This is a genomic window from Pseudomonas sp. B21-015, assembly GCF_024749285.1.
GTDB lineage: Bacteria > Pseudomonadota > Gammaproteobacteria > Pseudomonadales > Pseudomonadaceae > Aquipseudomonas.
This window is the reverse complement of the sequence record NZ_CP087196.1, coordinates 6,077,805-6,095,337: the sequence shown is the minus strand read 5'-3', so window position 1 is coordinate 6,095,337 and position 17,533 is coordinate 6,077,805. Positions and strand designations below refer to the sequence as shown.

19 protein-coding genes and 1 pseudogene are annotated in these 17,533 nt (G+C 59.9%); 5 read left to right on the top strand and 15 right to left on the bottom strand.

What is annotated here, in order from left to right:
* Nucleotides 1-173: 173 nt before the first annotated feature.
* Both LOY38_RS27755 and LOY38_RS27750 read left to right on the top strand, forming a co-directional pair.
* The gene (locus LOY38_RS27755; protein ID WP_258697959.1) at nt 174-1,133 is read left to right on the top strand and encodes an amino acid ABC transporter permease; all 960 of its coding nucleotides are present in this window, start codon (nt 174-176) and stop codon (nt 1,131-1,133) included.
* Nucleotides 1,126-1,860: an amino acid ABC transporter ATP-binding protein gene (locus LOY38_RS27750; RefSeq protein WP_258697958.1), complete on the top strand. Its 735-nt coding sequence runs from the start codon at nt 1,126-1,128 to the stop codon at nt 1,858-1,860. The genes LOY38_RS27755 and LOY38_RS27750 overlap by 8 nt, the downstream gene beginning before the upstream one ends.
* 157 nt (nt 1,861-2,017) lie before the next feature.
* Here the strand turns inward: LOY38_RS27750 and LOY38_RS30470 are convergent, their stop codons facing one another.
* The 11 genes and pseudogenes from LOY38_RS30470 to ubiE form a co-directional block, all read right to left on the bottom strand.
* Nucleotides 2,018-2,881, bottom strand: a complete 864-nt coding sequence (locus tag LOY38_RS30470; protein ID WP_408980648.1) for a methyl-accepting chemotaxis protein — start codon at nt 2,879-2,881, stop codon at nt 2,018-2,020.
* Nucleotides 2,873-3,853, bottom strand: a pseudogene (locus tag LOY38_RS30465) (methyl-accepting chemotaxis protein); the annotation flags it as partial. The pseudogene LOY38_RS30465 and the gene LOY38_RS30470, both read right to left, overlap by 9 nt.
* Before the next feature lie 299 nt (nt 3,854-4,152).
* Nucleotides 4,153-4,860, bottom strand: a complete 708-nt coding sequence (locus tag LOY38_RS27740) for a 16S rRNA (uracil(1498)-N(3))-methyltransferase (protein ID WP_258697956.1) — start codon at nt 4,858-4,860, stop codon at nt 4,153-4,155.
* On the bottom strand, nt 4,857-5,651 hold the full coding sequence (tatC, locus tag LOY38_RS27735; RefSeq protein ID WP_258697955.1) for a twin-arginine translocase subunit TatC: 795 nt from the start codon (nt 5,649-5,651) through the stop codon (nt 4,857-4,859). The genes LOY38_RS27740 and tatC overlap by 4 nt, the downstream gene beginning before the upstream one ends.
* Nucleotides 5,648-6,073 (bottom strand): Sec-independent protein translocase protein TatB, encoded by a 426-nt coding sequence (gene tatB, locus LOY38_RS27730; protein WP_258697954.1) that lies wholly within the window; start codon nt 6,071-6,073, stop codon nt 5,648-5,650. The genes tatC and tatB overlap by 4 nt, the downstream gene beginning before the upstream one ends.
* 10 nt (nt 6,074-6,083) lie before the next feature.
* Entirely contained in the window at nt 6,084-6,362 is a 279-nt protein-coding gene (locus tag LOY38_RS27725) for a twin-arginine translocase TatA/TatE family subunit (protein ID WP_123721592.1), read from the bottom strand.
* Between the two features lie 25 nt (nt 6,363-6,387).
* Nucleotides 6,388-6,720 carry a phosphoribosyl-ATP diphosphatase gene (locus LOY38_RS27720; protein WP_007899279.1) on the bottom strand — a complete coding sequence of 111 codons (333 nt, stop codon included), beginning with the start codon at nt 6,718-6,720 and terminating at the stop codon, nt 6,388-6,390.
* Complete coding sequence (gene hisI / locus LOY38_RS27715; RefSeq protein ID WP_007936797.1) at nt 6,713-7,114, bottom strand: phosphoribosyl-AMP cyclohydrolase; 402 nt, start codon at nt 7,112-7,114, stop codon at nt 6,713-6,715. The genes LOY38_RS27720 and hisI overlap by 8 nt, the downstream gene beginning before the upstream one ends.
* A gap of 79 nt (nt 7,115-7,193) precedes the next feature.
* Nucleotides 7,194-8,798 carry a ubiquinone biosynthesis regulatory protein kinase UbiB gene (ubiB, locus tag LOY38_RS27710; RefSeq protein WP_258697953.1) on the bottom strand — a complete coding sequence of 535 codons (1,605 nt, stop codon included), beginning with the start codon at nt 8,796-8,798 and terminating at the stop codon, nt 7,194-7,196.
* On the bottom strand, nt 8,795-9,418 hold the full coding sequence (locus tag LOY38_RS27705; RefSeq protein WP_258697952.1) for an SCP2 domain-containing protein: 624 nt from the start codon (nt 9,416-9,418) through the stop codon (nt 8,795-8,797). Before LOY38_RS27705 ends, ubiB begins: the two co-directional genes overlap by 4 nt.
* Complete coding sequence (gene ubiE / locus LOY38_RS27700) at nt 9,418-10,188, bottom strand: bifunctional demethylmenaquinone methyltransferase/2-methoxy-6-polyprenyl-1,4-benzoquinol methylase UbiE (RefSeq protein WP_258697951.1); 771 nt, start codon at nt 10,186-10,188, stop codon at nt 9,418-9,420. Before ubiE ends, LOY38_RS27705 begins: the two co-directional genes overlap by 1 nt.
* A gap of 154 nt (nt 10,189-10,342) precedes the next feature.
* On the opposite strand from ubiE, the gene LOY38_RS27695 reads away from it, so the two are divergent.
* From LOY38_RS27695 to LOY38_RS27685, 3 genes are all read left to right on the top strand, one after another.
* Nucleotides 10,343-10,618 carry a polyhydroxyalkanoic acid system family protein gene (locus LOY38_RS27695; RefSeq protein ID WP_258697950.1) on the top strand — a complete coding sequence of 92 codons (276 nt, stop codon included), beginning with the start codon at nt 10,343-10,345 and terminating at the stop codon, nt 10,616-10,618.
* Between the two features lie 247 nt (nt 10,619-10,865).
* Nucleotides 10,866-11,288: a phasin family protein gene (locus LOY38_RS27690; protein ID WP_258697949.1), complete on the top strand. Its 423-nt coding sequence runs from the start codon at nt 10,866-10,868 to the stop codon at nt 11,286-11,288.
* Nucleotides 11,289-11,298: 10 nt separating this feature from the next.
* The gene (locus LOY38_RS27685) at nt 11,299-12,081 is read left to right on the top strand and encodes a phasin family protein (protein ID WP_258697948.1); all 783 of its coding nucleotides are present in this window, start codon (nt 11,299-11,301) and stop codon (nt 12,079-12,081) included.
* Between the two features lie 116 nt (nt 12,082-12,197).
* On the opposite strand, the gene LOY38_RS27680 is transcribed toward LOY38_RS27685, so the two are convergent.
* The 4 genes from LOY38_RS27680 to phaC (LOY38_RS27665) all read right to left on the bottom strand — a co-directional run bounded on the left by LOY38_RS27680 (nt 12,198) and on the right by phaC (LOY38_RS27665) (nt 17,357).
* A complete protein-coding gene (locus tag LOY38_RS27680; RefSeq protein ID WP_258697947.1) occupies nt 12,198-12,818 on the bottom strand; it encodes a TetR/AcrR family transcriptional regulator in 621 nt (206 codons plus the stop codon).
* Nucleotides 12,819-12,877: 59 nt separating this feature from the next.
* On the bottom strand, nt 12,878-14,560 hold the full coding sequence (phaC, locus tag LOY38_RS27675; protein WP_258697946.1) for a class II poly(R)-hydroxyalkanoic acid synthase: 1,683 nt from the start codon (nt 14,558-14,560) through the stop codon (nt 12,878-12,880).
* Nucleotides 14,561-14,688: 128 nt separating this feature from the next.
* Complete coding sequence (gene phaZ, locus LOY38_RS27670; RefSeq protein ID WP_258697945.1) at nt 14,689-15,543, bottom strand: poly(3-hydroxyalkanoate) depolymerase; 855 nt, start codon at nt 15,541-15,543, stop codon at nt 14,689-14,691.
* 134 nt (nt 15,544-15,677) lie between these two features.
* Complete coding sequence (gene phaC / locus LOY38_RS27665; protein WP_258697944.1) at nt 15,678-17,357, bottom strand: class II poly(R)-hydroxyalkanoic acid synthase; 1,680 nt, start codon at nt 17,355-17,357, stop codon at nt 15,678-15,680.
* Nucleotides 17,358-17,533 lie beyond the last annotated feature (176 nt).

Sequence of the window (17,533 nt, the reverse complement as noted above, 5' to 3'; positions counted from 1 at the left end):
TGACGGACGGCGACCGGTCAGATAGACCGCGTCGCCTCATTCGCGAGCAAGCCCGCACACACTGGATCTCGGTCGAACACAGAATCTGTATTCACTGAAGATCAAATGTGGGAGCGGGCTTGCCCGCGAAGACGGCCTTCCTGGCGACACAAAACTCGGAACCTGCAAACCCAATGAAACAGAAAAAAGCCCAATGGCCGTGGCACGTATTAACCGTGCTGATGCTGATCGGCCTGGCCGGTGCGCTGTACTACGCCACCTCGCTGATGTCCTACGAATGGCGCTGGAATCGCGTGCCGCAGTACTTCGCCTACCACGCCGAAGAGTCCCTGCGCGCCGCCGACATCTCCACCGTCAGCGAACTGGTGCGCAAGGGCGATGAAGCCGAAGTCACTCTGCGCAATGACGCCGGAGACGAGCAGCGGGTGATCGTTGACGACAACAGCCTGCAAGTCGCCCAAGGCGATGACGTGGCTGAAGGCGACGTCATCGGTGTGACCCGCCATTGGGCCGCAGGACCGCTGATGTGGGGGCTCTGGACCACGTTGTGGTTGTCGGTGGTATCTGGCGTGCTCGGGTTGCTGATCGGCCTGGCCACCGGCCTTTGCCGTTTGTCGAACAACCCGACCCTGCGCGACCTCTCGACGATCTACGTCGAACTGGTGCGTGGCACGCCGCTGCTGGTGCAGATTTTCATTTTCTACTTCTTCATCGGTACCGTGATGAACCTTTCCCGGGAGTTCGCCGGGATCGCCGCCTTGTCGCTGTTCACCGGCGCCTACGTGGCAGAGATCATCCGTTCCGGCGTGCAATCAATTGCACGCGGCCAGAACGAAGCCGCACGTTCGCTGGGTCTGAGTGCCGGCCAGTCGATGCGCCACGTAGTGCTGCCGCAAGCGTTCAAGCGCGTGCTGCCGCCGCTGGCCGGGCAGTTCATCAGTCTGGTCAAGGACACCTCGCTGGTGTCGGTGATTGCCATCACCGAACTGCTGAAAAGCGGCCGCGAAGTCATCACTACCTCGTTCTCGCCGTTCGAAATCCTGTTCTGCGTGGCCGGGCTGTACCTGTTGATCAACCTCCCGCTGTCGAAAATCGCCAGCCGGCTTGAGCGGAGGCTCGCGCAAAGTGATTGAAGTCCGCGATCTGATAAAAGTCTTCGACACCCGCGGCCATGTAGTTCGCGCGGTGGATAACGTCACCACCCAAGTGGCCAAGGGCGAAGTGCTGGTGGTGATCGGTCCGTCCGGCTCCGGCAAGTCGACCTTCCTGCGTTGCCTGAATGGTCTGGAAGAATTCGATTCCGGCTCGGTGAGCATCGACGGCCTGCAACTGGCCGACCCGAAAACCGACGTCAACGCCTACCGCCGTGAAGTCGGCATGGTGTTCCAGCATTTCAATCTGTTCCCGCACATGACCGTGCTGGAGAACCTCTGCCTGGCCCAGAAAGTCGTGCGCAAGCGTGGCAAGAAGGAACGCGAGGCCAAGGCCCTGGCGTTGCTGGAGAAGGTCGGTATCGCTCAGAAGGCCCTAGAGTTTCCATCGCGCCTGTCCGGTGGTCAGCAACAGCGTGTGGCCATTGCCAGGGCATTGGCCATGGAGCCGAAGGTCATGCTGTTCGATGAGCCGACTTCGGCGCTCGACCCGGAAATGGTCGGTGAAGTGCTGGATGTAATGAAGACCCTGGCCGTGGAAGGCATGACCATGGTTTGCGTCACCCACGAAATGGGCTTCGCCCGGGAAGTGGCGGATCGGGTGCTGTTCTTCGATCACGGCAAACTGCTGGAAGACGCCTCGCCGGCCGAGTTCTTCGATGCGCCGAAAGATCCGCGTGCGCAGGCGTTTTTGCGGCAGGTTCTATAGATTCAGCGCCTGTCGAACCGCCATCGCGAGCAGGCTCGCTCCCACAGGGGTTATGCGTCATACACAAATGTTGTGTTCAGCGCTGATCAATGTGGGAGCGAGCCTGCTCGCGATGGCATCACCTCGGTCCAAAGCGAACCGAGGCACTCGTATCACCTCAAACCTTGAACCTGCCCACCAGCATCTGCAAATGCGTCCCCAATCGCGCCAGCTCGACGCTGGAGGCCGCGGTCTCTTCACTGGCGGCAGAGGTCTGCTCGGACACATCACGCACGTTCAGCACGCTACGGTTGATTTCTCCGGCCACCGAGCTCTGTTGCTCGGCGGCGGCGGCGATCTGCTGGTTCATCGCCTGGATCGCCGACACAGTGCGGGTGATGCTTTCCAGCGAGCCACCGGCACGGCGGGTCAGCTCGACACTGCTGTCGGTCAGGGTGCGGCTGTTGTCCATGATGGTCGCGACTTGCTGAGTGCCGGTTTGCAGGCCGACGATCAACTCTTCGATTTCTTCGGTGGACTTCTGGGTACGCTGGGCCAGGCTGCGGACTTCGTCAGCGACCACCGCAAAGCCGCGTCCGGCCTCACCGGCGCGGGCGGCTTCGATAGCGGCGTTGAGGGCCAGCAGGTTGGTTTGCTGGGCCACAGATTTGATCACGTCGAGCACGCTGCCAATCTTGTCGCTTTCGCGCTTCAGGTCGGCCATGGCAGCAGTGGAATTGCCAACTTCGAGGGCCAGGCGTTCGATCTGGGCGATGGCTTCGCCGACGACCTTGTCGCCCTCGCGGGCCTGCTGGTCGGCGGCGACGGCGGCCTCGGACGCTTCCTCGGCGTTGCGCGCGACTTCTTGCACGGTGGCGGTCATTTCGTGCATGGCGGTGGCCACCTGATCGGTTTCGACCTTCTGGCTGTTGACCCCGGCGCTGGTTTGCTCGGTGACGGCGGACAGTTCTTCGGCGGCGCTGGCGATTTGCGTCACGCCATCGCTGATGCCGCCGATCAGTTCCCGCAGTCTGACGACCATCCGCTGCAGGGTGCTTTGTAATTGACCCAGCTCGTCGCGGCGAGTGACCTCCAGGTTATGGCTCAGGTCGCCCGAGGCGACACGTTCGACAGCTGTTAAAGTCTGTTGCAGTGGAACGACGATCTGCCGCGTAATGACCCAGGCGGCGAGCAGGCCAAACGCTAACGCCAGGACGGTCACGATGATCAGCGTGCTTTTCGCCTGGGCCGTCTCTTGGTCACGGCTCTCGGTTTGCGAGCGAATCAATTGTGCGCTCAGGTCATTCAAACGGATCTCTTGATCCACCATCTTCTTGAGGGCTGTGGCGCTGGCCACCTGCGAGTCGCGGAACTGGCTGACAGCGGCGCGGTAGCCCTTAAGCGATTCGGTGGCTTGTTGCAGGTTGGCGATGTGCTGTTCCGGCAGTTTGCCCGGCAGGCTTTCAAGGTCTTTCAGGGCGTTGTCGATGGCGTCCAGTGCCGGTTGCTCGGCTTCGACCTTGCCGCTGTAGGTGTAACCGCGAACCTGGAAGCGCGCTTGCTGGATCAGTTTGCTCAGCTCGACCACGCTGTTGAATTGAACGACGCTGTCACCTTGCAGCAAGGACTTTTCGACTTCTGCGACCCTGGCCACGGCGTTGTCGGCGGTGGCGCCGAGCTTGGAACGGGCCGATTCGCGGTTCTGCGTCGCTTGAGTCATGTCGGTAAAGGCGCGTTTGTACTCACCGATGGCGACCAGTTGCTGATTGAGCATTTCCTGGTTCGAGGGGAGCACAAGCAGTTTGAGGCCGACCTGTACGCCATCATCGAGCTTGCCCAGGAGTTCGCTGACGGCTGCCGGACCTTGTTCGCCACGGCGCATTTCGTAGTCGACACGGGCGGTTCGCAAATCCTTGCTCAAGTCGTTGAGACTGGCGATGTGACTCTGCTTGTCTGCGCGACTGATCACACTGCTCAGGCTATTCCAGCCAGTGAAGGTGATCAGGAGAGTCATGAGCAGCACGAGGCCAAAGCCGACACCCAGCTTGCGATTGACGCTTACGTTTCCCAGTTTCTCGGCCAGCCATCGGTACATGCTGCTACTCCCTCGGACCATTAATCGGTTTTATGGGGGCTGTATCGGCAGGCAGACGAGATTCTGTAGGCGAGTCAACACTTGTGGCGAGGGAGCTTGCTCCCGTTTGGGCGCGAAGCGGGCACCGCTTTTTTCCAGCAAGACTGCACTCACCGGTTTACGACTGCTTCGCAGCCGAGCGGGAGCAAGCTCCCTCGCCACAGGGTAAGTGTCTGGGGTTAGAAGAGGCGTGCGAGCAACGCAGTGACGGCGGTCTCGACCCGCAGGATGCGCTCGCCAAGCTGAACCGGTTGCAGGCCGGCCTTGGCCAGCAGGTCGATTTCGTAGGGAATCCAGCCGCCTTCGGGGCCGATGGCCAGGGTCACGGGTTCGTTCAGGCCGCGGGGGCAGGGCGGGTAGTTGCCGGGATGGCCGACCAGGCCGAGGGTGCCTTCGGTGATCGCTGGCAGGCGATCTTCGACAAAGGGCTTGAAGCGCTTCTCGATAATAACCTCTGGCAGCACGCTGTCCCGGGCTTGTTCAAGCCCCAGGATCAATTGCTCGCGAATCGCTTCCGGCTCCAGGAACGGGGTTTGCCAGAAGCTTTTTTCGACGCGGTAGCTGTTCACCAGCACGATTCGCGGCACACCCATGGTGGCCACGGTCTGGAATACCCGACGGAGCATTTTCGGTCGTGGCAGGGCCAGTATCAGAGTCAGTGGCAGCTTGGCTGGTGGAGGCTGGTCGAGGGTGACACGCAGTTCGGCTTCTGTAGCCTCCAGGCGCAGCACCTCGGCCGACCCCATCAACCCGCCGATACGGCCAACGCGCATGCTGTCACCAACGACGCAGCGGTGGACTTCCTGCATATGAGTCAACCGTCGATCGCGCAGGATCGCCCGGTCGGCCGCAATGAAGTCGGCCTCTTCAAGGAGCAGCAGGTTCACGCTTGGGTCGCTGGCGGCTGGTCGTTGTGATCGTCAGCCGGCTGATCGTCCGGGTGCTCACCACGCTTGCTGATCAGGCTGCCGAACAGGATGCCGATCTCGAACAGCAACCACATCGGTACGGCCAACAGCGTCTGCGAGAAGATGTCCGGCGGTGTCAGGATCATGCCGACCACGAAGCAGCCGATGACGACATACGGGCGGATCTTCTTCAGATAGGCGACATTGACCACGCCGATCCACACCAGCAGCACCACGGCCACCGGAATCTCGAACGCCACGCCGAAGGCGAAGAACAGCGTCATGACGAAATCGAGGTAGCTGGTAATGTCGGTCATCATTTCCACGCCGGCCGGGGTGGCGGCGGCGAAGAATTTGAAGATCAGCGGGAACACCAGGAAATAGGCGAAGGCCATGCCGGTGTAAAACAGCAAAATGCTGGAGACCAGCAACGGCACCGCAATGCGCTTTTCATGCTTGTACAGGCCCGGCGCGATGAAGCCCCAGATCTGGTGCAGGATCACCGGGATCGCCAGAAACAGCGAGACCATCATGGTCAGTTTCAGCGGCGTCAGGAAGGGCGACGACACGTCGGTGGCGATCATCGTCGCGCCGGCCGGCAGGTACTGGCGCAGCGGCGTGGAGACGAAGGTGTAGATCTGCTGGGTGAAGGCGAACAACCCGGCGAAGATGATGAAGATCGCCGCTACGCAGCGCAGCAGACGGGTACGCAACTCGGTGAGGTGCGAAACCAGCGGCATGTGCTGGTCGTTTTCAGGGAGATCGCTCATGGGGCTCGCGGCGGCAAAGTGGTGTCGTGAGGCGCCGGCGTTGTCGGCGCGGCGGCAGGAGCAACAGGTTCAATTGGCGTCGTTGCAACAACAGGTACAGGTTCTGCAGCTACCGGAGCATGAATCGTCTGCTCCATCACTGGCTCAACCGGTTGAACCGCAGTAGCCTCCTGCTGAGTCGGCGTGAAAATCTTCCGCGCCTCCTGCTCAAGCGACAAAATGTGCTCGTTGTGCAGTTGCCGGCGGATCTCGTCGGCACCGATTTCACGTTCAACTTCCTGTTTGATCGCGTTGAAGCTGCGCTTTAGTCGCCCGACCCACAGGCCGGCGGTGCGCGCAGCACCCGGCAGACGCTCGGGGCCCAGCACCAGCAAGGCGACGAGGCCGACGAGCAGCAGTTCAGAGAAGCTGATACCAAACATTAGTCAGTGCTCACGAGTCTTTGCGGATCGGCTCTTCGACTTTTTGCGCCTGCACGTCGATGGTGTGCGGCGGGTTCACGGACTGAGTGGTCTGTGGCTGAACAGGTGGAACCGGTTGGGCCGGGGTTGCTGTCGGGTCAGCCGGTTTCTCGTCGTCGTTCATGGCTTTACGAAAGCCCTTGATCGACTCGCCGACGTCAGTGCCGAGGTTTTTCAGTTTCTTGGTGCCGAACACCAGCACCACGACAACCAGGATGACGACCCAGTGTTTCCAGTCAAAAATGCCCATGTTGCGTTCCTCTCTAAATAGTTGTTCAGGCGGACGGGCGAGAGGCTTTCTCGGCGTGTCCGGACAGACCGAAGCGACGGTCCAGTTCATCGAGCACAGCCTGTGGATGCTGCCCCAGTTGGGCGAGCATGACCATGCTGTGGAACCACAAATCGGCGGTCTCGTAGATCACATCGCTGCAGTCGCCGCTGATGGCGGCATCCTTGGCGGCAATGATGGTTTCGACCGACTCTTCGCCGACTTTTTCCAGAATCTTGTTCAAGCCTTTGTGGTACAGGCTGGCAACATACGAGCTGTCGGCGGCGGCGCCTTTGCGCTCTTCCAGCACCTGGGCCAGACGGGTCAGGGTGTCACTCATGGGTATGTCCTGCGGAGTAGATAGCGTGCGGGTCTTTCAGAACCGGGTCGACGGTTTTCCAGTCGCCGTTCTCGAAGACGCGGTAGAAGCAGCTCTGACGGCCGGTATGGCAGGCGATGTCGCCGATCTGCTCGACCATCAGGATGATCACGTCAGCGTCACAGTCCAGGCGCATCTCATGCAGGGTTTGAACATGGCCGGACTCTTCGCCCTTGCGCCACAGCTTGCCACGGGAACGTGACCAGTAAATGGCACGGTTCTCGGCGGCGGTCAATTGCAGTGCTTCGCGGTTCATCCAGGCCATCATCAGGACGCGTCCGGTCTTGTGATCCTGGGCAATCGCCGGCACCAGGCCATCGGCGTCCCACTTGATCTCGTCCAGCCAGTTTTTCATCTTCGACTCCGACAGCGGGCTCTACTTCAATAGCTAAGCCCAGGCGTTGAAACAGTGTGCCAGCGTGGGGGGGCTCTGGCTATCGGCGAACGACCAGATACAAACCGACCGCCACCATGATTCCGGCGGGCCAATGCCCCAGTTCGTGCAACGGGCCACCGGCTGCGAGTATCGTGCCACCCGCCAGGTGAGCGGTGCCGAGCAGGCGCAGGAACCAGTCGTCCTTGCGCTTGTGCCAAGGGGGGGGCGGGGCGTTGGCGTGGGGTTGGGACATGCGCTCGAGCAGGTCGCGGGCCATGTTGGCCAGGTGCGGGATCTGCTCGAACTGGCTCTGCACATTGCCGATCAAGGCTTTGGGGCTGACGCGCTCGCGCATCCAGCGTTCGAGGAACGGCTGGGCGGTGTTCCACAGATCGAGGTCCGGGTACAGCTGACGACCCAGGCCTTCAATGTTCAACAGGGTTTTTTGCAGCAATACCAACTGCGGTTGCACTTCCATGTTGAAGCGGCGGGCGGTCTGGAACAGGCGCATCAGCACCTGACCGAAGGAAATATCTTTTAACGGTTTTTCGAAAATCGGCTCGCACACCGTGCGGATCGCCGCTTCGAATTCGTTGAGTTTGGTTTCCGCCGGCACCCAGCCCGAATCGATGTGCAACTGCGCAACGCGACGGTAATCACGCTTGAAGAACGCGAACAGGTTGCGTGCCAGATAGTCCTGGTCTTCCGGGGTCAGGCTGCCGACGATGCCGCAGTCGATGGCGATGTACTGCGGGCTCCATGGCTGCACGGTGCTGACGAAGATGTTGCCGGGGTGCATGTCGGCGTGGAAGAAACTGTCGCGGAACACCTGGGTGAAGAAGATCTCCACGCCACGCTCGGCGAGCATTTTCATGTCGGTGCGCTGGTCGGCCAGGGTCGCGAGGTCGGTGACCTGAATCCCGTAGATGCGCTCCATCACCAGCACTTTCGGCCGGCACCAGTCCCAATAGACTTGCGGCACATAAAGCAGCGGCGAACCGTCGAAGTTACGCTTCAACTGACTGGCGTTGGCCGCCTCGCGCAGCAGGTCGAGTTCATCGTAGATGGTTTTTTCGTAGTCGCTGACCACGTCCACCGGGTGCAGCAGGCGGGCGTCGGCGGAGAGCTTTTCCGCTGCTCGGGCGAGGATAAACAGCCATGCCAGATCCTGAGCAATGATCGGTTTCAGGCCCGGGCGGATCACTTTGACGACGACTTCTTCACCGGTTTTCAACTGTGCGGCATGCACTTGCGCCACCGAGGCCGAGGCCAGCGGTTCGACGTCGAAGCGGGAGAAAACTTCGCTGATCTTTTTGCCGAGCTGCTCTTCGATCAGCCGGACCGACACTTGCGAGTCGAACGGCGGCACGCGGTCCTGCAACATCATCAGCTCATCGGCGATGTCTTCGGGCAGCAGGTCGCGGCGCGTCGAGAGGATCTGGCCGAACTTGATGAAAATCGGCCCCAGGTCCTGCAAGGCCAGGCGCAGTCGCGAGCCACGGCTCAGGTCCAGCGGCTTGCGCGGGAACCAGCGCCACGGCAAGGCATAGCGCAGCGCCAGCAGAAACCAGGGCAGCGGCAGGGCGAACAGCAGGTCATCGAGGCGGTAGCGGATCACGACGCGCTGGATGCGCAACAAACGGCGGACGGCAAGCAGCTTCATGCGTTATCGCTTGGGTCGAGGGATCGGGAAAGGCGCTCGAAACGCGCCTCGAGTCGTTCAAGATCGAGCTTGATCTGGTCCAGTTCACTGAAACGGGCTTCGGCTTCGCGCTGACCGACGAGGGCGCGCGATTCTTCGGCCAGGTATTCGCCCAGGTTCTGGTTCAGGCTGGCGAACCCTTGTTGATACCAGCGGGCGCGACTGCGTAGATGACCGCCGACCAGTTGCGTGGCCACCGGACCCAGCCAGCGTGAGAGTTCGTACTCCCAGTCCAGCTCGAGGTCCTGAAGGATCGCCGCCAGTTCCAGCAGCACGCCGCTGTCGCCGTCGAGTTCGACTTCCGGGGTATGCAGGACCGACGTCTTGTCTTTGCTCGTCGCCAGCTTCAGCAGGCTTGAGGCCGGTGCGCGCAAGGTGCAGTCGGCGCCGGTTTCCCAGTGGGACGCCAGCATCAGGCCTTCATCGCTGGGCAGGATGAACAGTTGCAACGTCGGGCTGCGGCAGTCGACGGCAATCACCTTGCCACTCAAATGCGCCAGCCGCGGCAGTGCCGTGCTGTCGAGACGCAGCACCCGGTTCAAACCGAGTTCAACGCTGGCGAGCAGGCCGGCCTGCAACATCAGGGCTTGATGCCGCGGTGCAGGGCGACGATGCCTGCGGTCATGTTGTGGTAAGTCACGCGGTCGAAACCGGCCTCGACCATCATCGACTTCAGGGTTTCCTGGTTCGGGTGCATGCGGATCGATTCGGCCAGGTAGCGATAGCTTTCCGAATCATTGGTGATCAGCTTGCCCATCAGCGGCATGAAGGCGAACGAATAGGCGTCGTAGGCTTTGGACATCAGCGCGTTGGTCGGTTTGGAGAATTCCAGCACCAGCAAACGGCCGCCCGGTTTCAGCACGCGCAGCATCGAGCGCAGGGCGTCTTCTTTATGCGTCACGTTGCGCAGGCCGAAAGCGATAGTCACGCAGTCGAAGTGGTTGTCCGGGAACGGCAGCTTTTCAGCATCGGCCTGGACGAATTCGACGTTGCCGGACACACCCAGATCCAGCAGGCGGTCACGACCGACCCTGAGCATGGATTCGTTGATGTCGGCCAGAACGACCTGGCCAGTCGGGCCAACGAGGTGCGAGAACTTTTTGGTCAGGTCACCAGTGCCACCGGCGATGTCCAGTACGCGGTTACCCTGGCGCACGCCCGACAGTTCGATCGCGAAACGCTTCCACAGACGGTGCATGCCGCCCGACAGGAGGTCGTTCATCAGGTCGTACTTGGCGGCTACCGAGTGAAAAACCTCAGCGACTTTTTCCGCTTTCTGGCTTTCCGGAACGTTTTTGAAGCCGAAGTGAGTGGTGGGTTCGGCATCGCTGCCTTTGCGCTGATCAGTCATATCGCTGTCACCAAAAGAGAATGCGGGACATTCTAATCCCGGTGGCCTGCTTTGTCTTGGCAAGGCTGAAGGTAAGATAGGCAACCACCGGGACGTTTTGACGCAGCACCGGTCAAGATGCTTCAGGAAGTATTCATAAAGCAGGAGTCATTCGATGGCCCGTATTAGTGTTGAGCGTGCCCACGGCCTGGGTAAGGAAGCGGCCCGCGAGAAGGCCGACAAGTTGGCGCAGAAACTGTCCGATCAATATGGCCTGGAGCCACAGTGGTCCGGCGACACCCTGAACCTCAGACGTTCCGGTGTGAAAGGCGCGGTGCATGTGGGCGAGGACTCGATCAGGGTCGACGTTGAACTGGGCCTGTTGATGTCCGCCATGAGCGGCACCATCAAATCGGAAATCGAAAGGGCTCTCGATAAAGCACTGACCTGATCCACTTCTTTCTGCGAAATGCGATCCCTGTGGGAGCGAGCCTGCTCGCGAAAGCGGTCTTTCAGTCGACATCAATGTTGAATGTGCCTGCCTCTTCGCGAGCAGGCTCGCTCCCACATTTGTTTGTGGTGTGCCCAAAGGTTTATGTCACTTGTTAGGGTGCCGTTTCTAATTATTCTCACTACTTTGTGCCTGAGCCCGACTCTTTGCGGGCAGTTCCTCAACCCTTCTGCGCGTGAGGTGCACCATGGCCAAAGTTATTTTGAAGAAAAAAGTCGACGTCGAGACTAACGCTCCGAGCGACGTCAAATCGTATGCCCGCAAGATCTGGCTGGCAGGCCTGGGTGCTTACACCAAGGTCGGTCAAGAGGGTAGCGAGTACGTTCAAGAGTTGATCAAGGCTGGTCAAGCTGTTGAAAAGAAAGGCAAAAAAGTCGTCACTGAGAAGCTTGAAGCGGCCAATGCCGAGATCGATGAAGCCAAGAGTGAAGTGAGCACTTTCAAAGGCAAAGTTGAACTTCAACTCGACAAAGTCGAGAAGGCTTTCGATACGCGCATCGCAAGTGCCTTGAATCGTATCGGCATTCCGTCTAAACATGACGTTGAGACACTCTCTGCTAAGCTCGATGAGCTGACAGCATTGCTCGAACGTGTCGCGCGTAAATCTTAAGGAGAACGGGATGGCTGGCAAAAAGAATACTGAAAAAGAAGGCAGCTCGTGGATCGGGAAGGTCGAAGACTACTCCCGCAAGATCTGGCTGGCTGGTTTAGGCGTGTACTCGAAGATCGACACTGACGGTAGCAAGCTCTTCGATGCATTGGTTAAGGACGGCGAGAAGGCCGAGAAGCTCACCAAGAGTGCTGTCGGCAAGAAAGTCGATGCCGCCAAGGACTCCGCTTCGTCGGCCAAGTCGCGCATCAGCGGCGTGAAAGATCGCGCACTGGGCAAGTGGGATGAGCTGGAAGGGGCTTTTGACAAGCGCCTGAACAGTGCCATTTCGCGCCTGGGTGTACCGAGCCGCAATGAAGTCAAAGCACTGCACAGCAAGGTCGATACGTTGACCAAGCAAATCGAAAAACTCACCGGTGCCAAGGTTGCGCCTGTTGCGGCGAAAACCGCGGCGGCCAAACCTGCAGCCAAAAGCGCTGCCAAACCATTGGCCAAGGCTGCCGCTAAACCGGCGACCAAAACTGCCGCGGCGAAACCTGCAGCCAAAGCGGCCGCTAAACCTGCTGCTAAACCGGCGGCCAAACCTGCAGCTAAAACCGCAGCGGCTAAACCCGCTGCTGCGAAGAAGCCTGCAGTGAAAAAGCCGGCAGCCCCGAAAGTGGCTGCACCGAAACCGGCAGCGGCTGCCGCCAAGCCGGCAACCCCGGTCAGTACGGCAAACTCCGGCACTGCGCCGACCCTTGCTGTAACCCCGACTGCCGCGCCGGCTCCGGCGCCAACCAGTCAGTCCTGATTTTCAGGACTCAAAAAAGCGCCCGGCCTGTAAAGGTCGGGCGTTTTTGTTTGCACACACATTCTAAAGAACACCACTGATCCAATGTGGGAGCGAGCAAGCCCGCTCCCACAGGGTTAGTCGTGCTCCTCCAGGTACTGCAACGCCAACCGCTCGGTCGCGACTTTCACCGGTGGCAGCAAGTGCGGCGCCACCAGCATCATGATCTGATACACCACCAGTCGCACTTCACCTTCACGGTCGAGAATCCGCTGATAGTCCAGCGAGAACAGCAACGTCATGGTGATTTGCTCCACCAGTTGTCCCAGCGCCTGGGTGTCACTGACCAGCTGACCCTGAGCCTTCAACTGTGCCAGCAATGAAGCCAGAGTGCGCTTCAATGCATTGAGCAGGTTGCGGATCCCCTTGGCCAGTTTCGGCAGGCGGCCGGCAAGGTTCGACAGGTCCTGGAACAGAAACCGGTAGTGGGCCAGGCGTTCGATGATCAGGTGCAGGAACAGCCAGTAATCATCGGGTGCCAATTCCACATCGGACGGTGGATCGAGCAAGGGCGTCAGTTCGGCCTGGAAGCGCTCGAATAGCCCGAGAATCAACGGTTCCTTGCCGTGGAAGTGGTAGTAGAGGTTGCCCGGGCTGATGCCCATTTCGTTGGCAACTTCCATGGTGGACACGTTCGGTTCACCCTTCTGATTGAACAACTGCAGGGCACATTCGAGAATCCGGTCGCGGGTTTTCATCCAGTCTTCTTAATGGTCGAGTCAGTCCACGGCCATTTCCGGCCGTGGTTTGTTGAACGTCAGCGCACGCGCACGTAAGTACCGGGTGCTGCCTCCATCGGTGGGTAGTTCTGGTTGCCGAGGGTCATCAGGGTTTCGCGTTGTGCGCCAGAGCGTTCCTGAATCCAGCCCAGCCATTGCGTCCACCAACTGCCGTCGGCGCGCTTGGCATCGTAATACCAGGCTCGCGGGTCGCTGCTCATTTTCGGGTTCTCGACGTAGTTGGCTTTCGGATTGTGGGGCGGGTTGAGAATGCTCTGCACATGACCGCTGTTGGACAGCACGAAGCGCCGTTCGCCACCCAGCAGCAATGTCGAGCGATACACCGCATCCCAGGGGGTGATGTGATCGTTGATGCCGGCCACGCTGAAACTGTCGACGGTGACTTTCTGCAGGTCAATCGGTGTGCCGCACACTTCCAGCCCGCCCGGATGACTCAGCGGGTTGTGCTTGAAAAAGTCCAGCAGATCACCATGAAACGCTGCCGGCAGGCGCGTGTTGTCGTTGTTCCAGTAGAGGATGTCGAACGCCGCCGGCTCCTTGCCCAGCAGGTAGTTATTGACGAAGTAATTCCAGATCAAATCGTTGGGGCGCATCCAGGCAAAAACCCTGGCCATGTCACGACCTTCCAGCACGCCCTTCTGGTACGAGCGGCGCTTGGCCGCTTCCAGTGTCTGCTCGTCGGCGAAAAGAGTTGCGGGGCTGTCTATCTGACTGTCGAGCAGGCTGACCAGGTAGGTCGCGCTGGACACCCGCCGCAGCTGCCGCTTGGCCTGCAAATGCCCTTGCAGCGCGGCGATGGTCAGCCCGCCGGCGCAGGCCCCCATCAGGTTGACCTCGCGAGCGCCGGTGATCGCCCGGCACACATTCATCGCTTCTTCGGCGGCTTCGACGTAAGACGACAGCCCCCATTCGCGATGACGCACATCGGGATTGCGCCAGCTGATAATGAACGTCTGCAAGCCGTTCTTAAGGGCGAACTGGACGAAGCTGTTGTTGGGGCTCAAGTCGAAAATGTAGAACTTGTTGATCTGTGGCGGCACGATCAGCAACGGCTTGGCATACTGTTTTTCGCTCATTGGCTTGTACTGGATCAGCTCCAGCAGCTCATTGCGAAACACCACGGAACCGGTGGTGGTGGCGACCGTTTTGCCCACCTCGAATGCTTGTTTGGTGACTTGCCTGGGCAGGCCGTGGTTGTGCAGGAGGTCGTCGAGAAGATGGCCGACACCCCGCACCAGACTGTGGCCGCCAGAGTTGAATATCTCCTTGATCGCCAGCGGATTGAGCAAGGTGTTGGACGGTGCCACGGCGTCGTTGATCAAGGTAAAGGCAAAGTGGGCGCGGGCGCGATCGTCCGGGCTCAGGTTGCTTTCGTCGATCCAGTTCTTGACCTCTTTCTGCCAGCTCAGATAAGCCTGCAAGCTGCGGCGATAAAAAGGATTGAGGCTCCACGCCGGATCGGCAAAGCGATTGTCCTGCGGGTTGATCGGGTGCAGGGTTTCACCCAGCAGCACGCGGCCCAGTTGGCCGCCCAGCTTCAAGGCATGCCGGGCCGTATACACCGGGTTGCGCAGGCCGTGGGTGGCGAGGCTGCGCATGGTCGAAAGCAAGTCCCGGCCGCGCAGACCGGTAACCGCACTCTGTGCGTTGATGAATGCAGCGGGAGTGGGCAAAGAGCCCTTCGCTGGTTTGTCGCGCATGAGTCAACACTCCTTCGTCATCAGGCCAAAAACAGACACGCCGAACAAAACACCATAGACGCTGTTGCGGGATGTTGCGCGGCCTGGCCTCCTGCCGACCCCTTTTCATAAATAAAAGCCGGAGTCGGTTAACCACCCGATGGCGCAGGGTGCGGATGCATCACTGCGCGCTGACGTTCCTCCTCGAGAAATTTCATGATGATCGGTGCCACCGCTTCGGCCCGGGTAATCAGAAACAGATGCCCGTCGTCGATGATGTGCAGTTGGGCGTTGGGAATTCGCCAGGCCAGCATGCGCATATTGATCAGCGGGATCAGTGGGTCGTCGTCGCCGGCCAGCACCAGAGTGGGTTGGTGGATCTTGTGCAGCCAGTGAATGCTGGTCCAACCGAGGCCGGCGAACAGCTGCCAGTAGTAGCCGAGTTTGCCTGCCGAACGGACCCTGGCGGCATGACTGGCAGCCAGGGTCGGATCGCGACGGAACGAGCCGCCATAGATCATCGGTGCGATGCGGATCACATGGGATGGCTGGACGTAGCGCCGTGGGCTGGCCATCATCCACAGCACTTTCGGCTTGCCCGGAACCATCACGGCGCCGGCAGCCGTGGCCGCCAGCACCAGCTTCTTGCAGCGCTCGGGATAGTCATGGGCAAATTGCTGCGCCAGAGCGCCACCCCACGACACGCCGATGACATTGACCTGCCCGTAATCGAGATAGTCGAGCATTCGCGCCGTGAGTTTCGCCAGACCCGAGAATCGATACGGGCGGTTGGGAGTCGATGAGCCGCCGACACCGGGTACGTCGAAGGCGATGACTTCCAGGTCCGGATCCAGCGCCTGGACGAACGGAAATATCAGCTCCAGGTTGGCACCGATGCCGTTGAAAATCAGCAAGGGCGTCAAGTGAGGCTTGCCGGGGCGTACCGCGGTGCGGAGGGTCTGGCCATCCAGGTTGACGGTACGAAATATGAACGGTTGCGGCATGCACGAAGCCCTGTAGGTTTTAAACGCTGATCCAGCCGTCCCGGGCCGTCGCAGAATATTCGAGGCTGGCCTCAAGGGTGATTGATTGAGATCGCGGCACCTCCCAGTGCCGCGGACTGCGAGTTATTGGAAGCTCAACGTTCATGCACGTAAGTGCCCGGCGACGCCTCACCTGCGGGATAGGCCTTGTTGCCAAGGCTGGCGGGGGATTTCTTCAGTTTGCCCGAACGCTCGGCCTGCCACGCCTGCCAATGCAACCACCAGGAGTCGGTGTGCTTGGTGGAGTTTTCCATCCAGTCCTCGGCCTTGACCGGCATCTCGGTGCTGGTCATGTAGCGCGCTTTCGGATTGCCCGGCGGGTTCAGGATGCTCTGGATATGCCCGCTGCTGGACAGCACGAACTCTACCTTGCCACCGAACAGCTGCGCGGATTTGTAGCAGGACTTCCACGGGGTGATGTGATCGTTGGTGCCGGCCAGGGAAAAGATGTCGGCAGTCACCTGCTTGAGGTCGATCGGTGTGCCGCACACTTCCAGTGCATCGGGGCGGATCAATGGGTTGTTTTTGAACATCTCGATCAGGTCGCCGTGGAACGCCGCCGGCAACCGGGTGGTGTCGTTGTTCCAGAACAGAATGTCGAAAACCGGTGGCTCGTTGCCCAACAGGTAGTTGTTGACCCAGTAGTTCCAGATCAGGTCGTTGGGGCGCATCCAGGCGAAGACTCTCGCCATGTCGCGACCTTCCAGCACACCGGCCTGGTAGGAATGGCGCTTGGCGGCTTCGAGGGTTTGCTCGTCGACGAACAGGGCCACGTCGCTGTCGAGGGTGGTGTCGAGCACGCTGACCAGCAGCGTCAGGGCGTTGACCTTCTTCTCGCCGATCGCTGCGTAGTGACCCAGCAGGGCGGTGCAGGTGATGCCGCCGGAGCATGCACCGAGCATGTTCACATCTTTACTGCCGGTGATCGCAGTGACCACGTCGACTGCTTCCTTGAGCGCTTCGATGTAGGTCGACAGACCCCACTCGCGTTGCTCCTTGGTCGGGTTGCGCCAGCTGACGATGAACGTCTGCACGTTGTTGCGCAGGCAGAAACGCGCCAGGCTCTTGTCCGGGCTCAGGTCGAAAACATAGAACTTGTTGATCTGCGGCGGCACCACCAGCAGTGGGCGCTCATGCACTTGCTCGGTGATCGGCCGGTACTGGATCAGCTCCAGCACGTCGTTGCGAAAGACCACCGCGCCTTCGGTCACGCCCAGGCTCTTGCCGACTTCGAATGCGCCCATGTTGACCTGGCTTGGCATGCCGCCGTTGTGTACCAGGTCCTTGGCCAGGTGGGAGAGGCCATCGAGCAGGCTTTTCCCACCGGTTTCGAAGAAGCGTTTGACTGCCGCCGGGTTGGCCGCCGTGTTGGTCGGGGCCATGGCTTCGGTCATCAGATTGACCACGAAATGCCCGCGAGCGACGTCCTTGGGCGAGAGGTTGCTGTCATCGATCCAGGCGTGAAGTTCCTTGCGCCATGCCAGATAAGTTTGCAAATAACGTTTGTAGAGCGGGTTCTGACTCCAGGCCGGGTCGAGGAAGCGACGGTCATCGCTTTGCGGTCGGAGCTCGGATTTTCCGAGCAGCACGTTCTTGAGTTCGATGCCGAAATGGGCGACGTGTCTGGCACTGTGGATGGGTTGCCTGATGGCCTGGGTCAGCACCATTCGAGCGGAACCCAGTAGATCCTTTCTACGCAGCCCAACAACAGGATTCAGTCCCAAGGTATTTTCTGAAGCCTGGAATTTCAGGTCATCGTTTTGCTTGTTACTCATCTACGACGCTCCATTGTCCTGAGGCGAGTACCTGAGCCCAGCTGTGTAGTCACACAGCAAACGCCAGGTACTACTGCTCGGGTGACCGTTAATTGCGCATAGCTACAAATGCACGGAACTTGCCAGCTCCATTGGTTACCCGAGTTTAATTTTTTTCGCAAGCGGGCCAATCGTTG

Excerpts from the sequence above, each read along its gene's own strand:
- LOY38_RS27755 (WP_258697959.1), top strand. The coding sequence starts at position 174 with ATGAAACAGAAAAAAGCCCAATGGCCGTGGCACGTATTAACCGTGCTG.
- LOY38_RS30470 (WP_408980648.1), bottom strand. The coding sequence starts at position 2,881 with ATGGTCGTCAGACTGCGGGAACTGATCGGCGGCATCAGCGATGGCGTG.
- tatC (WP_258697955.1), bottom strand. The coding sequence starts at position 5,651 with ATGAGCGATCTCCCTGAAAACGACCAGCACATGCCGCTGGTTTCGCAC.
- tatB (WP_258697954.1), bottom strand. The coding sequence starts at position 6,073 with ATGTTTGGTATCAGCTTCTCTGAACTGCTGCTCGTCGGCCTCGTCGCC.
- LOY38_RS27725 (WP_123721592.1), bottom strand. The coding sequence starts at position 6,362 with ATGGGCATTTTTGACTGGAAACACTGGGTCGTCATCCTGGTTGTCGTG.
- LOY38_RS27720 (WP_007899279.1), bottom strand. The coding sequence starts at position 6,720 with ATGAGTGACACCCTGACCCGTCTGGCCCAGGTGCTGGAAGAGCGCAAA.
- hisI (WP_007936797.1), bottom strand. The coding sequence starts at position 7,114 with ATGAAAAACTGGCTGGACGAGATCAAGTGGGACGCCGATGGCCTGGTG.
- ubiB (WP_258697953.1), bottom strand. The coding sequence starts at position 8,798 with ATGAAGCTGCTTGCCGTCCGCCGTTTGTTGCGCATCCAGCGCGTCGTG.
- LOY38_RS27705 (WP_258697952.1), bottom strand. The coding sequence starts at position 9,418 with ATGTTGCAGGCCGGCCTGCTCGCCAGCGTTGAACTCGGTTTGAACCGG.
- ubiE (WP_258697951.1), bottom strand. The coding sequence starts at position 10,188 with ATGACTGATCAGCGCAAAGGCAGCGATGCCGAACCCACCACTCACTTC.
- LOY38_RS27695 (WP_258697950.1), top strand. The coding sequence starts at position 10,343 with ATGGCCCGTATTAGTGTTGAGCGTGCCCACGGCCTGGGTAAGGAAGCG.
- LOY38_RS27690 (WP_258697949.1), top strand. The coding sequence starts at position 10,866 with ATGGCCAAAGTTATTTTGAAGAAAAAAGTCGACGTCGAGACTAACGCT.
- LOY38_RS27685 (WP_258697948.1), top strand. The coding sequence starts at position 11,299 with ATGGCTGGCAAAAAGAATACTGAAAAAGAAGGCAGCTCGTGGATCGGG.
- LOY38_RS27680 (WP_258697947.1), bottom strand. The coding sequence starts at position 12,818 with ATGAAAACCCGCGACCGGATTCTCGAATGTGCCCTGCAGTTGTTCAAT.
- phaC (WP_258697946.1), bottom strand. The coding sequence starts at position 14,560 with ATGCGCGACAAACCAGCGAAGGGCTCTTTGCCCACTCCCGCTGCATTC.
- phaZ (WP_258697945.1), bottom strand. The coding sequence starts at position 15,543 with ATGCCGCAACCGTTCATATTTCGTACCGTCAACCTGGATGGCCAGACC.
- phaC (WP_258697944.1), bottom strand. The coding sequence starts at position 17,357 with ATGAGTAACAAGCAAAACGATGACCTGAAATTCCAGGCTTCAGAAAAT.